Source organism: Echinicola sediminis (assembly GCF_054777495.1).
Map to the genome: position 1 here is coordinate 16,186 of NZ_BAAHAP010000062.1, position 16,920 is coordinate 33,105.

The 16,920-nt window shown below is 42.9% G+C and carries 15 protein-coding genes; 14 read left to right on the forward strand and 1 reads right to left on the reverse strand.

What is annotated here, in order from left to right:
* Positions 1-8: 8 nt before the first annotated feature.
* The 7 genes from ACYVAA_RS15335 to trmB all read left to right on the forward strand — a co-directional run bounded on the left by ACYVAA_RS15335 (position 9) and on the right by trmB (position 6,847).
* Positions 9-1,703, forward strand: a complete 1,695-nt coding sequence (locus ACYVAA_RS15335) for a TonB-dependent receptor (protein ID WP_460543274.1) — start codon at positions 9-11, stop codon at positions 1,701-1,703.
* A 108-nt stretch (positions 1,704-1,811) separates the two neighbouring features.
* Entirely contained in the window at positions 1,812-2,684 is an 873-nt protein-coding gene (locus ACYVAA_RS15340; protein ID WP_460543276.1) for an SPOR domain-containing protein, read from the forward strand.
* 1 nt (position 2,685) lies between these two features.
* Positions 2,686-3,381, forward strand: coding sequence for a MotA/TolQ/ExbB proton channel family protein (locus ACYVAA_RS15345; protein WP_460543278.1), 696 nt, complete (start codon positions 2,686-2,688; stop codon positions 3,379-3,381).
* Position 3,382: 1 nt separating this feature from the next.
* The gene (locus tag ACYVAA_RS15350; RefSeq protein ID WP_460543280.1) at positions 3,383-3,775 is read left to right on the forward strand and encodes an ExbD/TolR family protein; all 393 of its coding nucleotides are present in this window, start codon (positions 3,383-3,385) and stop codon (positions 3,773-3,775) included.
* A gap of 148 nt (positions 3,776-3,923) precedes the next feature.
* Positions 3,924-4,883 (forward strand): energy transducer TonB, encoded by a 960-nt coding sequence (locus ACYVAA_RS15355; RefSeq protein WP_460543282.1) that lies wholly within the window; start codon positions 3,924-3,926, stop codon positions 4,881-4,883.
* Between the two features lie 7 nt (positions 4,884-4,890).
* On the forward strand, positions 4,891-6,183 hold the full coding sequence (locus ACYVAA_RS15360; protein WP_460543284.1) for a bifunctional folylpolyglutamate synthase/dihydrofolate synthase: 1,293 nt from the start codon (positions 4,891-4,893) through the stop codon (positions 6,181-6,183).
* 1 nt (position 6,184) lies between these two features.
* The gene (gene trmB, locus ACYVAA_RS15365; protein ID WP_460543286.1) at positions 6,185-6,847 is read left to right on the forward strand and encodes a tRNA (guanine(46)-N(7))-methyltransferase TrmB; all 663 of its coding nucleotides are present in this window, start codon (positions 6,185-6,187) and stop codon (positions 6,845-6,847) included.
* 49 nt (positions 6,848-6,896) lie between these two features.
* Here trmB and trpF read toward each other — a convergent pair whose 3' ends face one another.
* Positions 6,897-7,523, reverse strand: a complete 627-nt coding sequence (gene trpF / locus ACYVAA_RS15370; protein ID WP_460543288.1) for a beta/alpha barrel domain-containing protein — start codon at positions 7,521-7,523, stop codon at positions 6,897-6,899.
* 171 nt (positions 7,524-7,694) lie between these two features.
* Here trpF and ACYVAA_RS15375 point away from each other — a divergent pair, with 171 nt between their 5' ends.
* The 7 genes from ACYVAA_RS15375 to ACYVAA_RS15405 all read left to right on the forward strand — a co-directional run bounded on the left by ACYVAA_RS15375 (position 7,695) and on the right by ACYVAA_RS15405 (position 16,776).
* Positions 7,695-8,372: a hypothetical protein gene (locus ACYVAA_RS15375; protein WP_460543290.1), complete on the forward strand. Its 678-nt coding sequence runs from the start codon at positions 7,695-7,697 to the stop codon at positions 8,370-8,372.
* Positions 8,359-10,011: a S8 family peptidase gene (locus ACYVAA_RS15380; protein WP_460543293.1), complete on the forward strand. Its 1,653-nt coding sequence runs from the start codon at positions 8,359-8,361 to the stop codon at positions 10,009-10,011. Before ACYVAA_RS15375 ends, ACYVAA_RS15380 begins: the two co-directional genes overlap by 14 nt.
* Positions 10,012-10,211: 200 nt before the next feature.
* Positions 10,212-10,862 carry a ribulose-phosphate 3-epimerase gene (gene rpe / locus ACYVAA_RS15385; RefSeq protein ID WP_460543295.1) on the forward strand — a complete coding sequence of 217 codons (651 nt, stop codon included), beginning with the start codon at positions 10,212-10,214 and terminating at the stop codon, positions 10,860-10,862.
* A gap of 156 nt (positions 10,863-11,018) precedes the next feature.
* Entirely contained in the window at positions 11,019-11,528 is a 510-nt protein-coding gene (locus tag ACYVAA_RS15390) for a hypothetical protein (RefSeq protein ID WP_460543297.1), read from the forward strand.
* Positions 11,529-11,880: 352 nt separating this feature from the next.
* Positions 11,881-12,924 (forward strand): hypothetical protein, encoded by a 1,044-nt coding sequence (locus tag ACYVAA_RS15395; protein WP_460543299.1) that lies wholly within the window; start codon positions 11,881-11,883, stop codon positions 12,922-12,924.
* 95 nt (positions 12,925-13,019) lie between these two features.
* Positions 13,020-15,554: a DNA gyrase subunit A gene (gyrA, locus tag ACYVAA_RS15400; RefSeq protein ID WP_460543301.1), complete on the forward strand. Its 2,535-nt coding sequence runs from the start codon at positions 13,020-13,022 to the stop codon at positions 15,552-15,554.
* Positions 15,555-15,564: 10 nt separating this feature from the next.
* The gene (locus ACYVAA_RS15405; protein ID WP_460543303.1) at positions 15,565-16,776 is read left to right on the forward strand and encodes a tetratricopeptide repeat protein; all 1,212 of its coding nucleotides are present in this window, start codon (positions 15,565-15,567) and stop codon (positions 16,774-16,776) included.
* Positions 16,777-16,920 lie beyond the last annotated feature (144 nt).

The following is a 16,920-nucleotide window of genomic DNA, read 5'->3' on the forward strand; positions in this document are numbered from 1 at the left end:
TATTGAAAATGAATAAGTTAATAAAAATCATTTATATATCGCTTTTGGTGCCAGTAGGACTAGTTCATGCCCAGGATAACAAAGGCAACGAGCGTGGTGAGGTAACCGATGCGGAGTTTATCATTAGAAAAGACAGGGTGCTCACTCTGCCCAAGAAGACGAGAAATTTTGAAAGGGTTCCAACCTTGCCACAGCCCGAAGGAACCAGCAGTTTTCAATATGATGTCAGGGATTTCTTTTTTAACCTTCAGCCCAGCAAATCCCAAATGCAGGCCTATCAGAAAAGGTTTCCCTCCAATACTGAGGAGCTTTACCATAGTATGGTAAAACTAGGGTACGGAAATTATCAATCTCCTCTGGTAGAATTGCATGTTAATAACCTGGAAAGTGATTATTTGAATTATGGGGTTCTTTTGAAGCATCAGGGATTCTATGAAGGTCCTGTGGATAAGGAAAACTCAGCAGAAGATCATACGACTGTCCAACTTAATGCCAGCTATTTTGATGAGTATTTTGAGGTGTTTGGGGAATTGGGCTACAATCGGGACCGCTATCACTTTTATGGCTATCAGCCAGGTACAGAGGTGATGGCTGCCGATATCCAGCAGATATTCAACACCATTTCCGCACAGGGAGGGATTAGAAATATTGACAAGGACGAGCCTTTTAACTACGAGGCAAAACTTGGTCTAAGGCTTTTCAATGACGATTATTCTGCGCGGGAGCATGAGGTAAATTTTCAGGGAAAGGGTTCTTATGGTTTCAATGAAGATGCCAAAGCAGGACTTGATTTTCAGGCATTTTTAACTTCCCCTTCCGATGCCACTTATGCTAACATCAACAGGAATTATGTGAAATTCACCCCTTATGCTGTTTATCAAAATGAGACCTTCCAAGTAAAGGCAGGTGTAAATTTGATCGTTGAAAATGATGATTACCTCAGTAAGGAAGGGGATTTTCATGTTTTTCCTACAGTAAGCGCAAGTTATAATCTTCAGGAAGAGTTTGCCTTATATGCCTTATACGAAGGTGATGTGCTAAGAAAGACTTATTATGATTTCGCCATGGAAAATCCTTATTTGGGGCCAAGCAGCCAGCTTTTGAATACCGTTCAAAAGTTCAAGGCCGAAGGAGGGATCAAAGGGAGTGTAGAGGATGCATTTACGTATAAGCTTGGGGTGGCCTATGGTGATTTTGACAATATGCATTTTTATGGAAACAGTTCGGCAGATAGTACAAAGTTCCAACTCGTTTACCAGGATGCCAGTATGTTGAATTATACTGGGACTTTGGGCTATAACTTTGGAAAGCAGTACCAGCTAAGTGCAGAGGTCAACTATTATCATTATATGTTTGGAGATGAGGAGAACCAGCCAGTGGGCGAAGAGATCGGTGCATGGCATAGACCGGAATGGGAAATCAATGTACATAACACCTATACTCCCAATGAAAAGTGGTTGATACAGGCAGGGCTTGACGTGATGGGCGGAATACGTGCGATAAACTATTTCGGATCCGGATCGGTACAAACGGCTGTATTGGACCCGATCATTGACCTGAATGCAAAAGTAGACTATAAGATTAATGAACGGTTTTCCGTTTTTGCGCAAGGCAATAATTTGTTGAACCAGAAAAACGAACGGTTTTGGAATTACCAGTCCCGTGGAATTCAGGGTATTGGAGGCCTAACCTTTAAATTTTAGTTCCAAGCAGATAAATCTCAAGTGAGCAATTATTCCTAAAAGCTGTGTTGAGTAATTGAAGGTTTTGTCTTAGCTTAGCAATTTAAATCACCAAGAAAATTGACTGTAATGGCTAAAAAGGATCAGGAAAATGCATCGAATAGAAAAGAGGAGGATAAGGATTTTGGCCTGCCTGAAATCGAAATCACCCCTATTTCAAGCGAGGAAAATAAACCTGAAGAACAGCCAAAAGACAAGCCTGAAGACAAGCCGGACACCAAACCAATAGCGGCTCCATTACCTTCTACAGCCGAGAAAAGTAAGGAAGAAAAAGAGAAGCTTAATGCTGAGGAGCAAGAAAAAGAAGAGAAGGAAGTAGTTCCTGTACCTGTTCCTCCTGTTCCTCCTGTTCCTGTGGTAAACTCCGTTTCGGAACCTCAAGATGGTAAGCCCAAGACACCAGAGCCGGTTGGTGCATCCGCTCCAGCAGCTTCTGACGGTAATGAGACTGAGGAAAAAAGTAGCAAAGCCTGGCTCATCATCCTTTTGATCTTTTTACTGGGGATCTTTGGATATGCGGTGTACTATTTCTCAGGATCCAATGAAGACAATATTGAGTCCATTTTGGAAAAATCAGAGGAACCTTTGGGGATAGAAGAACGAAGTACGGTGGAGGAAGCCCCGGCTCAGCCTGTTCCTGAGGAGCCAAAAGAGATAGAGAAGGCTCCTGTTGCAGGACCTGAAATGACCGAAATCAACCAGAAAGGAGATGCTCCGCGTTATTTGGTCACAGTGGGTGCCTTTATAGACGGGGATTTGGCCAAAGATTTTTCTGAACGTTTGAATAAAAAAGGATACAGCACCTTTCTTGTACTTCCTGGCTACGGTTCTTCGTTCTATAAGTTAGCCATAGGAGATTTTGACAATGTGGAGGATGCGACAGCCCTGATCGAAAAGGAGCAGGGCAATTTCGAAGAAACTTTATGGGTTTTTAAATACTAATATGATACTACTACAGACGTTATCAACCGGCAACCAGGTGGTGGCCGATTCATTGGTCAATGCGGATGCTGCCAATCAAAGTATAGGCCTAATGGACCTTTTGATTAAAGGAGGCTATATGATGCTTCCCTTATATGCTTTGTTTATCCTGGCAATTTACATCTTCGTTGAAAGAATTATTACGCTTAAAAAGGCAGCCCAGACACCTAAATCCATGATGGATCAGGTTAAAATGCGCGTTCAAACCGGTGATATCGGAGGGGCAAAAATGATCTGCCAAGAGGAGAATACCCCTGTGGCCAATATGATTACTAAGGGATTGGAGAGAATTGGCAGCCCGTTGAAGAATATTGAGGTGGCCATTGAGAATGTGGGCAAAATTGAAATTTACAAGCTGGAGAAAAACCTGAATCTTTTGGCTACTGTTTCCGGTGCCGCTCCGATGATCGGCTTTTTGGGTACCGTGGCGGGTATGATCAGGGCATTTATAGGTGTGGCACAAGAGGAAGGTATGGTTTCCCCAAAACTGCTTTCTACGGGTATTTATGAAGCAATGATTACCACGGCTACCGGTTTGGTGGTGGGGATTATCGCTTATTTGGGATACAACTATCTGGTGGCAAAGGTTTCCAAACTTATTCACAGTATGGAGTATACATCAGTAGAATTTATGGATTTGTTACAGGATAAAAAGTAATATGGCCCTTCAGTCAAAACATAAAGTCAATTCGGCATTTAGCATGTCATCCATGACGGATATTATTTTCCTTCTTTTGATCTTCTTTATGCTGACCTCTTCCTTCATTACTCCTTCAGGGCTGCCTGTTAATTTGCCGAGCAGTGAGACCTCGGACATTGTTATGCAGGAAGTCACTGTAACTGTGACCAAGGATCTGCGTTATTCGGTAAATGACAAGGTAGTGGAAAGAGAGAATATCAAAAACGAGCTGACTGCTTTATTAAAAAGCAAGCAAGGACAGGTGGTGTTGCATATTGACAAGGAAGTACCGGTAGAATATCTGGTGGAAATCGGTGGAATAGCCGCCAAATTGGAAGCCAATGTTTCTATTGCTACCAGACCGTATAATTAAGTAGGAAGTTTGAAGTACGAAGTACGAAGTACAAAGTGGGAAGTTCGAAGATGGTACGAAGTACGAAGTGGTAAGAACGGATTTAATCTTCGCAGGAGTGATTTTGAAGTGATGAAAAAGAATAGAGCACAACGATTCTAAAATAAAGATGCAAGCGGAAGGAACGGCAAATAGGATAGAGCTGGACAGCAAAAGGAAAGCAACTATTATTACGGTCATTGTGAATGTACTGGTATTGGTGGCGATTTACTTTATCGTGGTATGGCGCCCGCCTGTTCCACCAATGTCCCAGTTTGGTTTGGAACTTAATCTGGGCTTTACCGATGCCGGGAGTGGCAACAACCAAACAGAAACCCCGCCCTCAGAAAGCGAGCAAATCCAAACGGAATCCCCGGCACCGGGGGCCCCGGTAGAGCAGGTGACGGAGCCGGTTCAACCGGTAAGCCAACCTGAAACCAAGCCTGCTTCCAAACCAAAACCTACCGAGTCCAAAAGTAGTTTTGAGGCCCAATCCAATACAAAAAGCCCCCTAAAAGGTGCTGAGAAAACAAAGGAAGTGGTAAAGGAGTCGGAACAACCGAAAAAGGAAACCAAACCTGTAACTCAGCCTGCTAAGGAAGAAGAGAAGAAAGTGGCGGAGCAGGTGGAAGAAAAACCAAAAATAGACCAAAGGGCCATTTTTGGTGCAGGGGGAAACAAAGGAAAAAGCAATCAATCCTCCGCCGGGAGCAACCAGGGAGCCACCAACCAAAAAGGGGACGAGGGAAATCCTGAAGGAACCATTGATGGTAGGTCTCTTTACCAATCCGGCAAAGGCAATGCAGGAAACGGAGCGGGCTATAACCTTGATCTGGCAGGATGGGATTTTGCCAGCAAGCCCAGTATACAAGATCGTGTATCGAACCGAAACGGCAAGATTGTCTTTAAAATAGTTGTGGACGATAATGGCCGCATAGCCCAGGCCATTCCTTTGGAGTATAATGTCAGCAACGAAGTATTGGCCTATTACCGCGGGGTGGTCAATAAACTTACTTTTAAGCGGCAAGGAGGAAATCCGGCAGCCGAGTATTCAGAAGGAAAAATCACCTTTATCATCAAAGTAGATTAGTTTTAAGATGAACTATCAAGAGACGTTGGACTATTTGTTCAATGCATTACCCATGTTCCAGAGAATAGGGGCAGCGGCCTTTAAAAAAGATTTAAGCAACACCCTTCAGCTTTGTGAACATTTAGGGAATCCCCAAAATAAATTTAAAAGCATCCATATCGCCGGTACCAACGGAAAGGGAAGTTCTTCCCATGCCATTGCAGCAGTGCTTCATGAGGCCGGTTATAAGGTAGGTCTTTACACTTCTCCCCATTTGAAGTCATTTACCGAAAGGATCAAAATCAATGGCCTGGAAATTCCTGAATCCAAGGTGGTTGACTTTGTAGAGCAGAACAGGGGATTTTTGGATACGCTAAAGCCCAGCTTTTTTGAAATGACCGTTGGTCTGGCCTTCACCCATTTTGCGGATGAAGAAGTGGATTATGCAGTGGTGGAAGTAGGTATGGGAGGAAGGTTGGACAGTACCAATGTGCTCAATCCGGAGATTTGCCTGATCACCAATATCGGTTTGGACCATACCCAGTTTTTGGGGACTACTTTGGCTGAGATTGCGGGAGAAAAAGCAGGGATCATAAAAGAAAATATTCCGGTAGTGATCAGCCAAAGCCAAGCGGAGACTTCCACGGTTTTTTCTGATTTGGCACTGAAGAAAAATGCTCCTATTTATTTTGCAGATGAGGATTATTCTGTAAAACAAGTAGGTTTAAATGGTTCTTCAAAGCTCTGTGACTATAAGGTGATCAACAAGGATTTAGAATACTTGCTCTCTATGGATCTGTTTGGCAGGTATCAGGAGAAAAATCTGCCGGGTGTTTTAAAGCTTTTGGAACTGCTGAAGGGACAGGCTGCAAAAATCACACCTGAAGCAATCCAAAACGGATTGGCCCATACCGCGGAAAAATCAGGACTGAAAGGCCGCTTCCAAAAGCTGCAGGAAAGGCCTTTGGTGTATTGTGACACCGGACACAATGTGGAAGGCCTTAGTCTGGTGATGGAGCAGATCGGAGAGATGGACTTTCGGCAGCTACATATCATACTGGGAATGGTCAACGATAAGGATATAGGGAATGCGTTGGCACTATTCCCAAAATCGGCAAAATATGTTTTTTGCCAGGCCGATATTCCAAGAGCATTGGATGCAGAATCGTTGAGGGAAAAGGCGCTGATCTACGGGCTGGAAGGGAAAGTAATCAAAAATGTCAACGAAGCTTTAAGAGATACCTTAAAAAAAGCGGATAAAAGGGATTTAGTTTTTGTGGGAGGCAGTACCTTTGTGGTCGCTGAAATCGAAAATTTATAAAATGGGCAGAAAGAAACTGGCAAGGTTTAAAGCCAATGAAGAAAATAGAAATGTAGTTCAAGAAGGCAAAGAGATTTTTGAGCGCATAAAGGGAAATTGGAGAAAAGAGCAATTTAATAATGAGCATCCCGTAGTCGTGGAACTGGCATGTGGAAGAGGGGAGTTTACCGTGGGGTTGGGCAGGGAATACCCTGAACAAAACTTTATTGGCGTGGATATCAAAGGGTCCAGGATCTGGAAAGGAAGCACTACAGCCACTGCAGAAGGACTGGAAAATGTGGCTTTTTTGCGGACGCAGATAGAGTTGCTGGACAGGTTCTTTGATGAGGAGGAAATCAGTGAATTATGGATTACTTTTCCCGATCCAAGGCCGAGGGACGGAGATGAGAAAAAGCGTTTGACTTCCCCTAGGTTTTTGGACATGTATAAGCCGATGATAAAGAATGATGGTATTATGCATTTGAAAACAGATAATACTGGACTTTATGAATATACCTTGGAACTTTTGCAAGGTAGGAAAGATGTGGATGTTTTGACCTTTACAAGTGATTTTTATAGCTCAGACATGAGAAATGACCATCATGGTATCAAAACCCGATATGAAGCAATGTTCAGTGCAAAAGGGGAAAAAATAAAGTATATCAAATTTAAGTTTAAAAACTAAAGGCTTTGGGGATTCCCCAAAGCCTTTAGTTTTAGTCTACAGAGTGGGCTTAGTCTTCGACCTCCAAGGCCTCCAGAATATCAGCCAGCTCGTCAAAATCTTTGAGTCCCGGTTTGATTTCATCGCCTCCTTTCATGGCTATTCCATCCACTCCGGTTTCCTTAAGGGTGTCCTCTACGCTGTCTGCATCCAGGCCAAAGCCCAAGAGTACCGTACACTTGTCGGAGAGTTCCTTGAGCAATTCTGTTACTTCCTTGTTTATTTCCAGGGAGCTGGAATCTAATAATAGCGTAACTCCGTTAGATTTTAAACTGGCTGATTTTGCGATCAATTCCCTTAAATCCTCGGTGCTGTCCACGGATTTGTTCCAAATGATTTTGAAGGAGGTATTGACCAACATCTGTAAATGAAATTCTTCGCTCACCTGTATGTACTCCAGCCCATCGTATTGCTTGATAATTTCGAGGATTTTGTCAGGATGTGTTTCCTCAAATTCACCCACATAATCGAGTCCGGAGAGCCATTCGGTAAGTTCCTTGAATTTTTCGGGAGACATGTAATCCTTATTGTTCTCTTCAAGGTTAAAGCCCATGAGGTTAACGTACATTCCAGCGCAGTAGCGAGCATCGCTAAGGTTATTTACTGTGCTGATCTTTACAAATGTTTTGAGCGCCATTCCAATTTGGTTTTAGCTAGTGATTTTTCCTTTACTAATTTGTGCGCCAAAGATAGTCAGAAATGAAGCGTTTTCTATGCAATTGCCTTGTGGCTTCTTATTTTGGGAGTGGATGAACCCTGTTTTTCAGGCGAAAAGTGTACTTTTGTATATGACCCAAAGGGACTTTTGATGAAGGATTATTTACCATTTATTATTTTGTTGGCACTTTTAGGCTGTAGCAGCCCAGAGTCAGATCCAGTGGATTTAGCCTATGATTATGTGCCTTTGGCCCAAAATAGGTTTTGGGTTTACGAAGTTGATGAAACCATCTATTTTGGTGAATCAGATAAAGTTACCACCCATTTTTTTTATAGAGATGTGGTGACTTCTAGTTTTTTCGACAACGAAGGTGATTTGGTCTATCTGATTGTTCGTACAAAATCACTCAATCAAAATGAGTGGGATAACCATAGTGTATATACCCTTCAGATTAAAAGCCAAGCGCTAATACGCTCTGTTGAAAACCAGAAAAATATCCCCTTGGTTTTTCCTCCAAAAGACCAAGTAAGTTGGGATGGAAATGCTTATAATTCACAACAGGAGGATAACTATCAGCTTGAGTATATTCAGGCCTATGAAGTAGGGAGCAAAACTTATCAGGGTACCGTAAAGGTCGTCCAGGAGGAAGATGATGATCTGATTACCATTAGGGACAAGAGGTTTGAGGTTTTTGCCAGGGGGGTGGGAATGATCGAGCAATATTATGAAGTATTGACCTACTGCTCCAGAAATGATTGTCTTGGCGAACAAATTATCGATAGTGGCCGTTTTACTCATTTGAGGTTGATCAATAATGGACAATATTAAGATAAAGATCATAGCGGTTGTTTTCATTTTTCTTGCCACGGCGGCGAGTTATGGGCAGGACAGGTATGTAGTTAAGTACAAGTATAAGCCTACCAGTGAATACAGTTTGGATGAGCCAAGCGCTTTTTTGACCCAAAAGGCTCTTGACCGGCGAACAAGGGAAGGGGTAGAGGTGGACAGCACAGATCTGCCTGTGTCGACAAGGTATATTGATGCGGTCAAAGGAATAGTGGAAAAAGTCTATTACAGTTCCAAATGGTTCAATGCATCCATAGTCGTGGCTACAGAAGAGCAGATAGGATTAATAAAGGAACTTGATTTTGTCGAAGAAGGGGGAGTGGAGCTTGTCGCCAAAGGCTATTATGCCGAAAATGAGCGCAACGGATCCAAAATCCTAAAATCCCCAGTCAATATCCAGATTCTGTCCAAGTCAAACGCAGAGGAAGATTATGCTTTTCAAAATGGACTCTTAGGGGTTCCTGATATGCATGCTGAAGGTTTGACGGGGGCGGGAATCACAATAGCTGTTTTTGACGGAGGCTTTTTCAATACCAACGAAATAGATGGAATGCGGCATTTGTTTGATGAAAATAGGCTGCTTGCTACCAAGGATTTCGTATTCCCTTGGTCGGATAATGTATTTAGGGCGGATACACATGGAACCTCAGCTTTGTCACTGTTGGCCGCCAATGATATAACTACCTTGGTTTCGGGTGCCTTTGATGCTAATTATATACTGTGTATTACCGAAGACATTGCCTCGGAGTACCGGATTGAGGAATACAATTGGGCAAGGGCTGCAGAATATGCCGATAGCCTCGGTACAGATATTATCAGCAGTTCTCTGGGTTATACTGTTTTCAGTGATCAAAACATGAATTATGACAAGTCGGCATTAGATGGAAATACGGCTTTGATTACAAAAGCGGCAAATCTTGCGGCCCAAAGAGGGATTCTAGTGGTTTCCAGTGCAGGAAACGAAGGAGGGAATGCGGAAACAACCATTACCGCCCCTGCTGATGCCAAGGGGATAATTACTGTGGGGGCCATAAATATGGATATGAGCCGGTCGTCTTTTAGTTCCGTAGGCCCCACTGCTGATGGCAGAATAAAACCTGATCTGATGGCATTGGGGAACGGTGTCAGGTTGTGGCGGGGCACGAACAAAACAAGTACATCCAGCGGAACATCCTTTTCAGCCCCACAAATAGCTGCTTTGGCTGCAGGCATATGGCAGGGCCGCCCTGATTGGACCAAGGACATGTTGATACATTATTTGATGAAAAGCGGGAATAATGCAGATGATCCCGATAATGAGTTTGGATATGGAGTGCCCAATTTTGAGTTAGCTTATTTTGGAGAAATTTTGGAAGCCGAAGAACGTCCTGAAATATATGAAACCAAAATCTATCCCAACCCCATGGACGGCACGGAATTGTTTATCCTTTTTGGAACTGAAGAACAGTGCCACTATACCCTTATAGACACAAGTGGCAAGATAGTGGGCAAAGCTAAACTTTCCAGAACATCCAACCTAGACCCCTATGAAGTTCAACTATCTTCCATCCATACAGGCTTATATGTAGTAGAGCTTGCGGAAGGGGTGGTCGCTGAGCGACACAAATTATGGATCAGGTAAGTGACCCAAGCTTGCCCAAAGCCCTTCATGAAATGACATAATATTAAGGTTAAAGTAAGGGAGGAACCTGCTACAAAAGAGAGCGGCATTCGGAACAGGCCGGTTATTGAGTGGGATGCCTACTTGTACCGGGTTTATTTTTCTTATAAAAATTTATTTTCTTTGGACTTCACTAATAAACAACCATAATCGACTTTCCTATGAGTATGCAGGTAGCACCTTCGGTATTGGCAGCGGACTTTGCCAATTTACAAGATGAAATAGAGATGTTGAATGCATCTGAGGCGGATTGCATCCATGTAGACATCATGGACGGGGTATTTGTTCCCAATATTTCATTTGGGCTCCCGGTGGTGGAGGCCATGAGCAAACATGCCAAAAAACCTTTGGATGTACATTTGATGATCGTAAACCCTGACCAGTACCTGAAATCCTTCAAGGATTTGGGGGCAAGTACACTATCGGTGCATCTTGAAGCCTGTCCCCACCTGCACAGGACGATTCAGTCCATAAAGGAGCTTGGCTGCAAAGCAGGCGTTGCCATTAATCCGCACACTTCGGTGGAGCTTTTACAGGATATTATCCGTGATCTTGATCAGGTGATTATAATGTCCGTAAATCCGGGTTTTGGAGGCCAAAAGTTTATAGCGCATACTTATGAGAAAATCAGGAAGCTTAAGGCTATTATCATTGCCAGCGGGTCAAGTGCTAAGATTGAAATAGACGGCGGGGTGAATCTGGACAATGCTAACAAGCTGATGGATGCCGGGGCGGATATACTGGTTGCAGGGAGTTTTGTTTTTAAATCCAAAAAACCAATAGATACAATCAAAGCCCTTAAGGAATTGTAGAATATCAGGCCTTTAGGAGTGATTTTAAGATACTATCTAAATCCAGTTGAGATAAAAAATGGGCTTTTTTTACGGGTATTTCTTGCTTAATTAGCTGTAAACCCTTTTATTGGAATTTAGTTAAGTTTAGAATATTAATTAAAAAGATTGAAAAAGATGAAGCGTTTATTTGGATTGGCATTTTTGATGGTGTGTTTGTTGACTGTTACTGCTAAGGCACAACAGGAAAGCACAGATGAAGTAACAGCAGAAGAGATCGAGAAATTTGCGGCGATGAAGGATTCTGTAAACCATTTTATGGAGGTGAAGCAGGCCGAATTGGAAGCGATGATCAAAGAAAATGAAGTATTTGATGTGGCACGTTACAACGAGATCAAAGATGCTTGGGAGGATGAGGCAAAACTTTCTGAAATAGCCATTACCGAAGAAGAGAAGGCTGAATACAGTAAAATCATTGACACCAAGAATTCCCTTTCTGATGTGATTAAGGAAAGAATGATCGCCTTGATCAAAAACGATGACATATTGGGCGCGGCCACTTATAATAAGGTAAACAGTGCCATCAAGTCGGACCCGGAAGTCAAAGAGAAAGTAGATGCATTGATTGCAGAAAAGCAAGGGGCAAGAGCTACAGACGAAACTGAAGAAGGCGGTGGTGCTGAATAATGACCACTGCTTCCACTGAAAATATAAACCCTCCAAATTTTGGAGGGTTTTTTCATGTATAAGGCTTTTAATATCGTTTATTAAATAGGGTAAAGATCTTGGCCCAAGATAGGCAGTAAAAAGCCTGCACCTCCCTCAATAGTAGTTAGGTTTGAAAACTGCTTAAAGAAGAAGCAATGCTTGTTTGGTCTGGATTGATTTTCTTTCCTTTTCAGGAAGGGACAAGGTCTTCCAATGAGGGAAAAAGCTTAAAGGAATACCACGTATATTCCCGGTTGAAGAACGGACAAGTAAATGAAAATATCTAAATTAGGGACAAACTAGCACCAGGAGGAAATTAAACGATATTGACATGACTTTCTCACCACTTTTGACAAACAAGAAAAAAAAGCATTTCAGGGATAAAATGGGTATCGGATGCAGGGGCATTTTATTGGTCTTGGCATTGTTGATCAGTTTTCCGATATATGCGCAGCAGGAGGATATTTTTGGAATAGACACCAAAGGCAAAAGAAAAATCCGCAAAAGTGAAAACGGATTGGGAAATGTCACAAGGGGTATTCTTGGATCCATTAGCCTTGAGCTTTCCGGAGGCTATGGGCAACATTTTAATTACATGGATTTTCAGAGCTCCAATCCTCAAAGTTATCCGATCAGCGCTTTGCCGGAAGTCTCCACAGGGGTAGGTGCTGCCAATGAGGAGATCGTCCCTTTTGACTCAAAGGGTTCGGCGATTCCTTTTAATGCAGGAGTGAAAATAGACATGTTTGGGGTCTTCACCCTTGGGGCAGGATATGGGAGGGAATCTGGTAACATGGCTTCCATGACCAGTAGAAACTATCAATTTGATTTTACTTCCGATAAGTACGTTTTTGACAAGCTTTATGGGACTTTGGGTTTGGTACTTTATGATGCTAGAAGAAGACAAATGGTGCTCAACTGGAAATATAAGAAATTCAGCTCCCACAACACCTATATGCAGGCAGAGCGGAAAATACGGATGAGACAGGATTATCCATGGCGTTTTGTTTTGGAAGGGGAGTATGGATCCATTACGGTTAAAGAGGGATACGATAGGCGCCTTACGGCGACAGAGCCATACTACGGGCTTGGGTTAAGAATAGAACGAGAATTTTCAGAATATACCAAGGTGTTCCTTAAACCCAATGCAGAGTTTAGAAAATTCAACTATGAATTAGAAGATCCCAGAGAGAGTCAGGCAATAGACCAACAGATTTTCACTGTAAATCTCGGTTTAGCGATCCGCATGCCGGGGACGAAGCGTTGTAAATTCCCCGGATGTGGCGTGAAAATGAAACACTTACATAATGGAGTGGAATATAGGGGTAGTTCGATTTGGCAGATGCAAAACAGAAAGGTAGGCCAGTGGTATTAAAAAGGGCCAATTAAACCCTTTTAGAATGGGGAGATAGTATTTTAAAACCTTATTCTTTTTACTATCTTGCAACCTTATATTGAGAACTACAAAATATGGCTCAAGGAGAAAACGAGAACATTATACCGATTAATATCGAGGAAGAAATGCGTGGGGCCTACATCGATTATTCGATGTCGGTTATTGTTTCCAGAGCACTTCCTGATGTACGAGACGGTATGAAGCCCGTTCACCGCAGGATCCTTTTTGGAATGCAGGAACTGGGAGTACTTCATAACAAACCTTATAAAAAATCAGCAAGAATTGTTGGGGAAGTTTTGGGTAAGTACCACCCGCATGGTGATAGTGCGGTGTATGAGACCATGGTCCGAATGGCCCAGGAATGGTCCCTAAGATACCCACTGGTGGATCCACAAGGAAACTTCGGTTCCATTGATGGGGACAGTCCCGCAGCCATGCGTTATACCGAAGCAAGGCTGAAGAGAATTGCCGAAGAACTTTTGGTGGACATCAACAAAGAGACCGTTGACTTTCAGCTAAACTTTGACGACTCCCTGAAAGAACCGGTCGTGCTGCCTGCCAAGATCCCCGCTTTGTTGTTAAACGGTGCTTCTGGTATTGCAGTAGGTATGGCCACCAACATGGCTCCTCATAATTTAAGGGAGGTCATTGACGGTATAGTAGCTTATATTGACAATAATGAAATAACTATCGAGGAGTTGATGAAGCATATCATCGCTCCGGATTTCCCTACGGGAGGTATTATCTACGGTTATAATGGGGTGAAAGCGGCCTTCGAAACGGGGCGTGGACGAGTGATCATGCGGGGCAAAGCCACCACTGAGACCAAAGATAGCGGTAAGGAAATGATCGTGATCAACGAAATCCCTTACCTGGTGAACAAGGCCAGCATGATTGAGAAAACTGCCCAGTTGGTGCAGGAAAAGAAGCTGGATGGGATTTCAGCTATCCGTGATGAGTCTGACCGACATGGCATGCGTGTCGTTTATGAATTGAAACGGGACGCCATTGCCAATGTAGTGCTCAACAACCTTTACAAGCAGACTCAGCTACAGACTTCCTTCAGTATCAACAATGTGGCTTTGGTAAAAGGCCGGCCACAGACCTTGAACTTGAAGGATCTGATCGTTCATTATGTTAACCACCGCCACGAAGTGGTAACAAGGAGAACCGAGTACGAACTGAAGGAAGCTGAAAAGCGTGCCCATATCCTACAGGGTTACCTGATTGCACTGGATAATCTTGACGAGGTCATCAATCTGATCAGAAGCTCCAGGGATCCTGAATCTGCACGTACCGGATTGATGGAAAGGTTTGAACTGACGGAGATCCAAGCAAGAGCAATTCTCGACATGAGGCTTCAGCGACTCACCGGAATGGAGCGCGAAAAAATCCAGCAGGAGTTTGAAGAGCTCATGAAACTCATCGAAGATCTTAAGGACATTCTTGCCCATAAGGAGCGAAGGATGGACATCATTAAGGAAGAGCTGATGGAGATAAAAGACCGTTATGCAGATGAGCGACGCACCGTCATTGAGCACAATGCCGAGGATTTCAGTTACGAGGACATGATTCCAAATGAGGAGGTGATCATCACTGTCTCCCATCAGGGATATGTGAAGCGTACGGCCCTTAAAGAATACAGGACCCAAAGCAGGGGCGGAGTAGGTTCCAGGGGAGTAAGTACCAAAGATGACGACTACACAGAATACATCTTCTCTGCTTCCACCCATAATTACCTGTTGATTTTCACCGACAAAGGAAAACTTTTCTGGCTGAAGACCTATGCTATTCCTGAAGGGAGCAAAGTGTCCAAGGGCAGACCTATCCAAAACCTGATCAATATCGAGGGAGATGATAAGATCAGATCCATTATTCAGGTGACCGATTTGTCAGATGAGGATTATATCCAGAACAATTATATTGTAATGACCACCAAGCAAGGTATCATTAAAAAGACCACGCTTGAGCAGTATTCAAGACCAAGGTCCAATGGTATCATTGCCCTGAATATCCGAGAGGATGACCAGTTGTTGAATGTGGAGCTGACCCATGGGGATTCCCATATTATCATTGCCGCTAAGTCGGGAAGGGCCATCCATTTCCATGAATCAGCGGTAAGACCGATGGGACGGACAGCAACAGGAGTAAAAGCGATCACCCTCGCTGATGAAAACGACTTTGTTGTTGGCATGATTTGTGTAATCAGAGAGGACGCCACCTTGTTAGTAGTATCAGAAAAAGGGTACGGCAAACGTAGCCCTGTCGATGAATACAGGATTACCAACCGAGGAGGTAAAGGTGTAAAAGCCATGAACATCACCGAGAAGACAGGAAGTCTTGTGGCCATAAAAGAAGTGGTGGATTCCGATGACCTGATGATCATCAATAAATCAGGAATCATTATCCGTACACCGGTTGCAGGATTGCGTGTCATGGGTAGAGCTACTCAGGGTGTTAGGTTGATAAAACTCAACGACAACGATGAAATATCTTCCATAGAAAAGGTGGAAAATGTAGAGGAGGAGTTGGAAGAAGAAATCCAAGACAATATTACTGAAGAATCTTCAGATGATTCAAGTGAAACAGAACAAACAAAAGAGGAATAAATAAAGAGAAATGAAAAAATTAATTTTATCATTGGCTTTGGTCGGTGTGGCTTCAACCGTAGCCTTTGGCCAAAAAAAGGTAGTGAAATCAGCAGAGAAGAATCTCAGAAAAGGAGAATTGGAGGCCGCCCTATCTGATATAGAAATGGCTACTCAAGATGCTGAGACCGGAGCTGATCCTGAAACATTCCTGATCAAAGGAAAAATTTTGACCACTCAATTTGTAGCGGATTCATCCAATACTGAAGCTACCGTGACCAAAGGACGAAATGCGTTTGATGCGTTTACCAAGGCTTTGGATATGGATGGTAATGACTCTACCAGCAAGATAGGTAAAGAGGTTTATAAAGAGGTGGTACCTGGTCTTCCTGAAAATATGCAGGGAGAAGGTGTGTATAAAATCAAGAATGCTGCTGTAGATAAAGCCATCGCCCGATACGAAGAAGATGATTTGGGGTTGGCATCAAAATTCTTCGGATTGGCAGCTGATATCGATCCTGCTGATACTTCGATCGTGTTCAATGCCGGTTATACCGCTAACAACAGTGGAAATTATGAGGATGCCAAGAAGTACCTGACCCTGCTTTTGGACAACCCTGATTACAATAAATTAAATGCTTACTATTTCCTTATCCAAATTGCCAACCAAGAAGAGGATAACCAAGAAGAAGCTTACCGATTGGTAAAAGAAGCGAGAGAAGAATATCCAATGGATGAAGGTTTGTCTGAATTCGAAATCCAGTTGTTGCTTCAGTTGGAAAAGATGGATGAAGCCATGGCATCAATCAAAGAGTCTTTGGAAAAAGATCCTAACAATGCACCTATCAGGTTAAGGTATGGTTATCTGAAAGAGCAAGCTGGGGATACTGACGGTGCCTTGGAGGAATATTTGAAGACAGTAGAAATTGATCCTAACTTCTTCGAAGGTAACTATTATGCCGCAGCGGTTTATGTGGATAAGGCGAGGGAGATCATCAATGAGGTAAATAACCTTCCTGATGCAGAATGGGAGACCAAGTCTGATAAGATGCTTGCTGAGGCAGATGATTTGTATAAAAAAGCCGTTCCTTTGTTTGAAAAAGCGTTGGAAAGTAAGCCTGAGAACACAGAAATCATGCAGATTCTGTTCCAGATTCATACCCGTTTGAAAAACGAGGCGAAGGCTACAGAATATGATAAAAAGCTACAAGAGCTTCTAGGTCCAAACTGGATGGAAGGTTAATCAAGCTTTTAAGAATAAACAAAAAAAGGTTGCTGATTTGATCAGCAACCTTTTTTTATTGCTTTTGGAATTATAGATTTTTGATTTGGTGTTTTTAGGAATCGCGGAATGTAAGGATGAATTATTTAATCGTGCTTTTATATT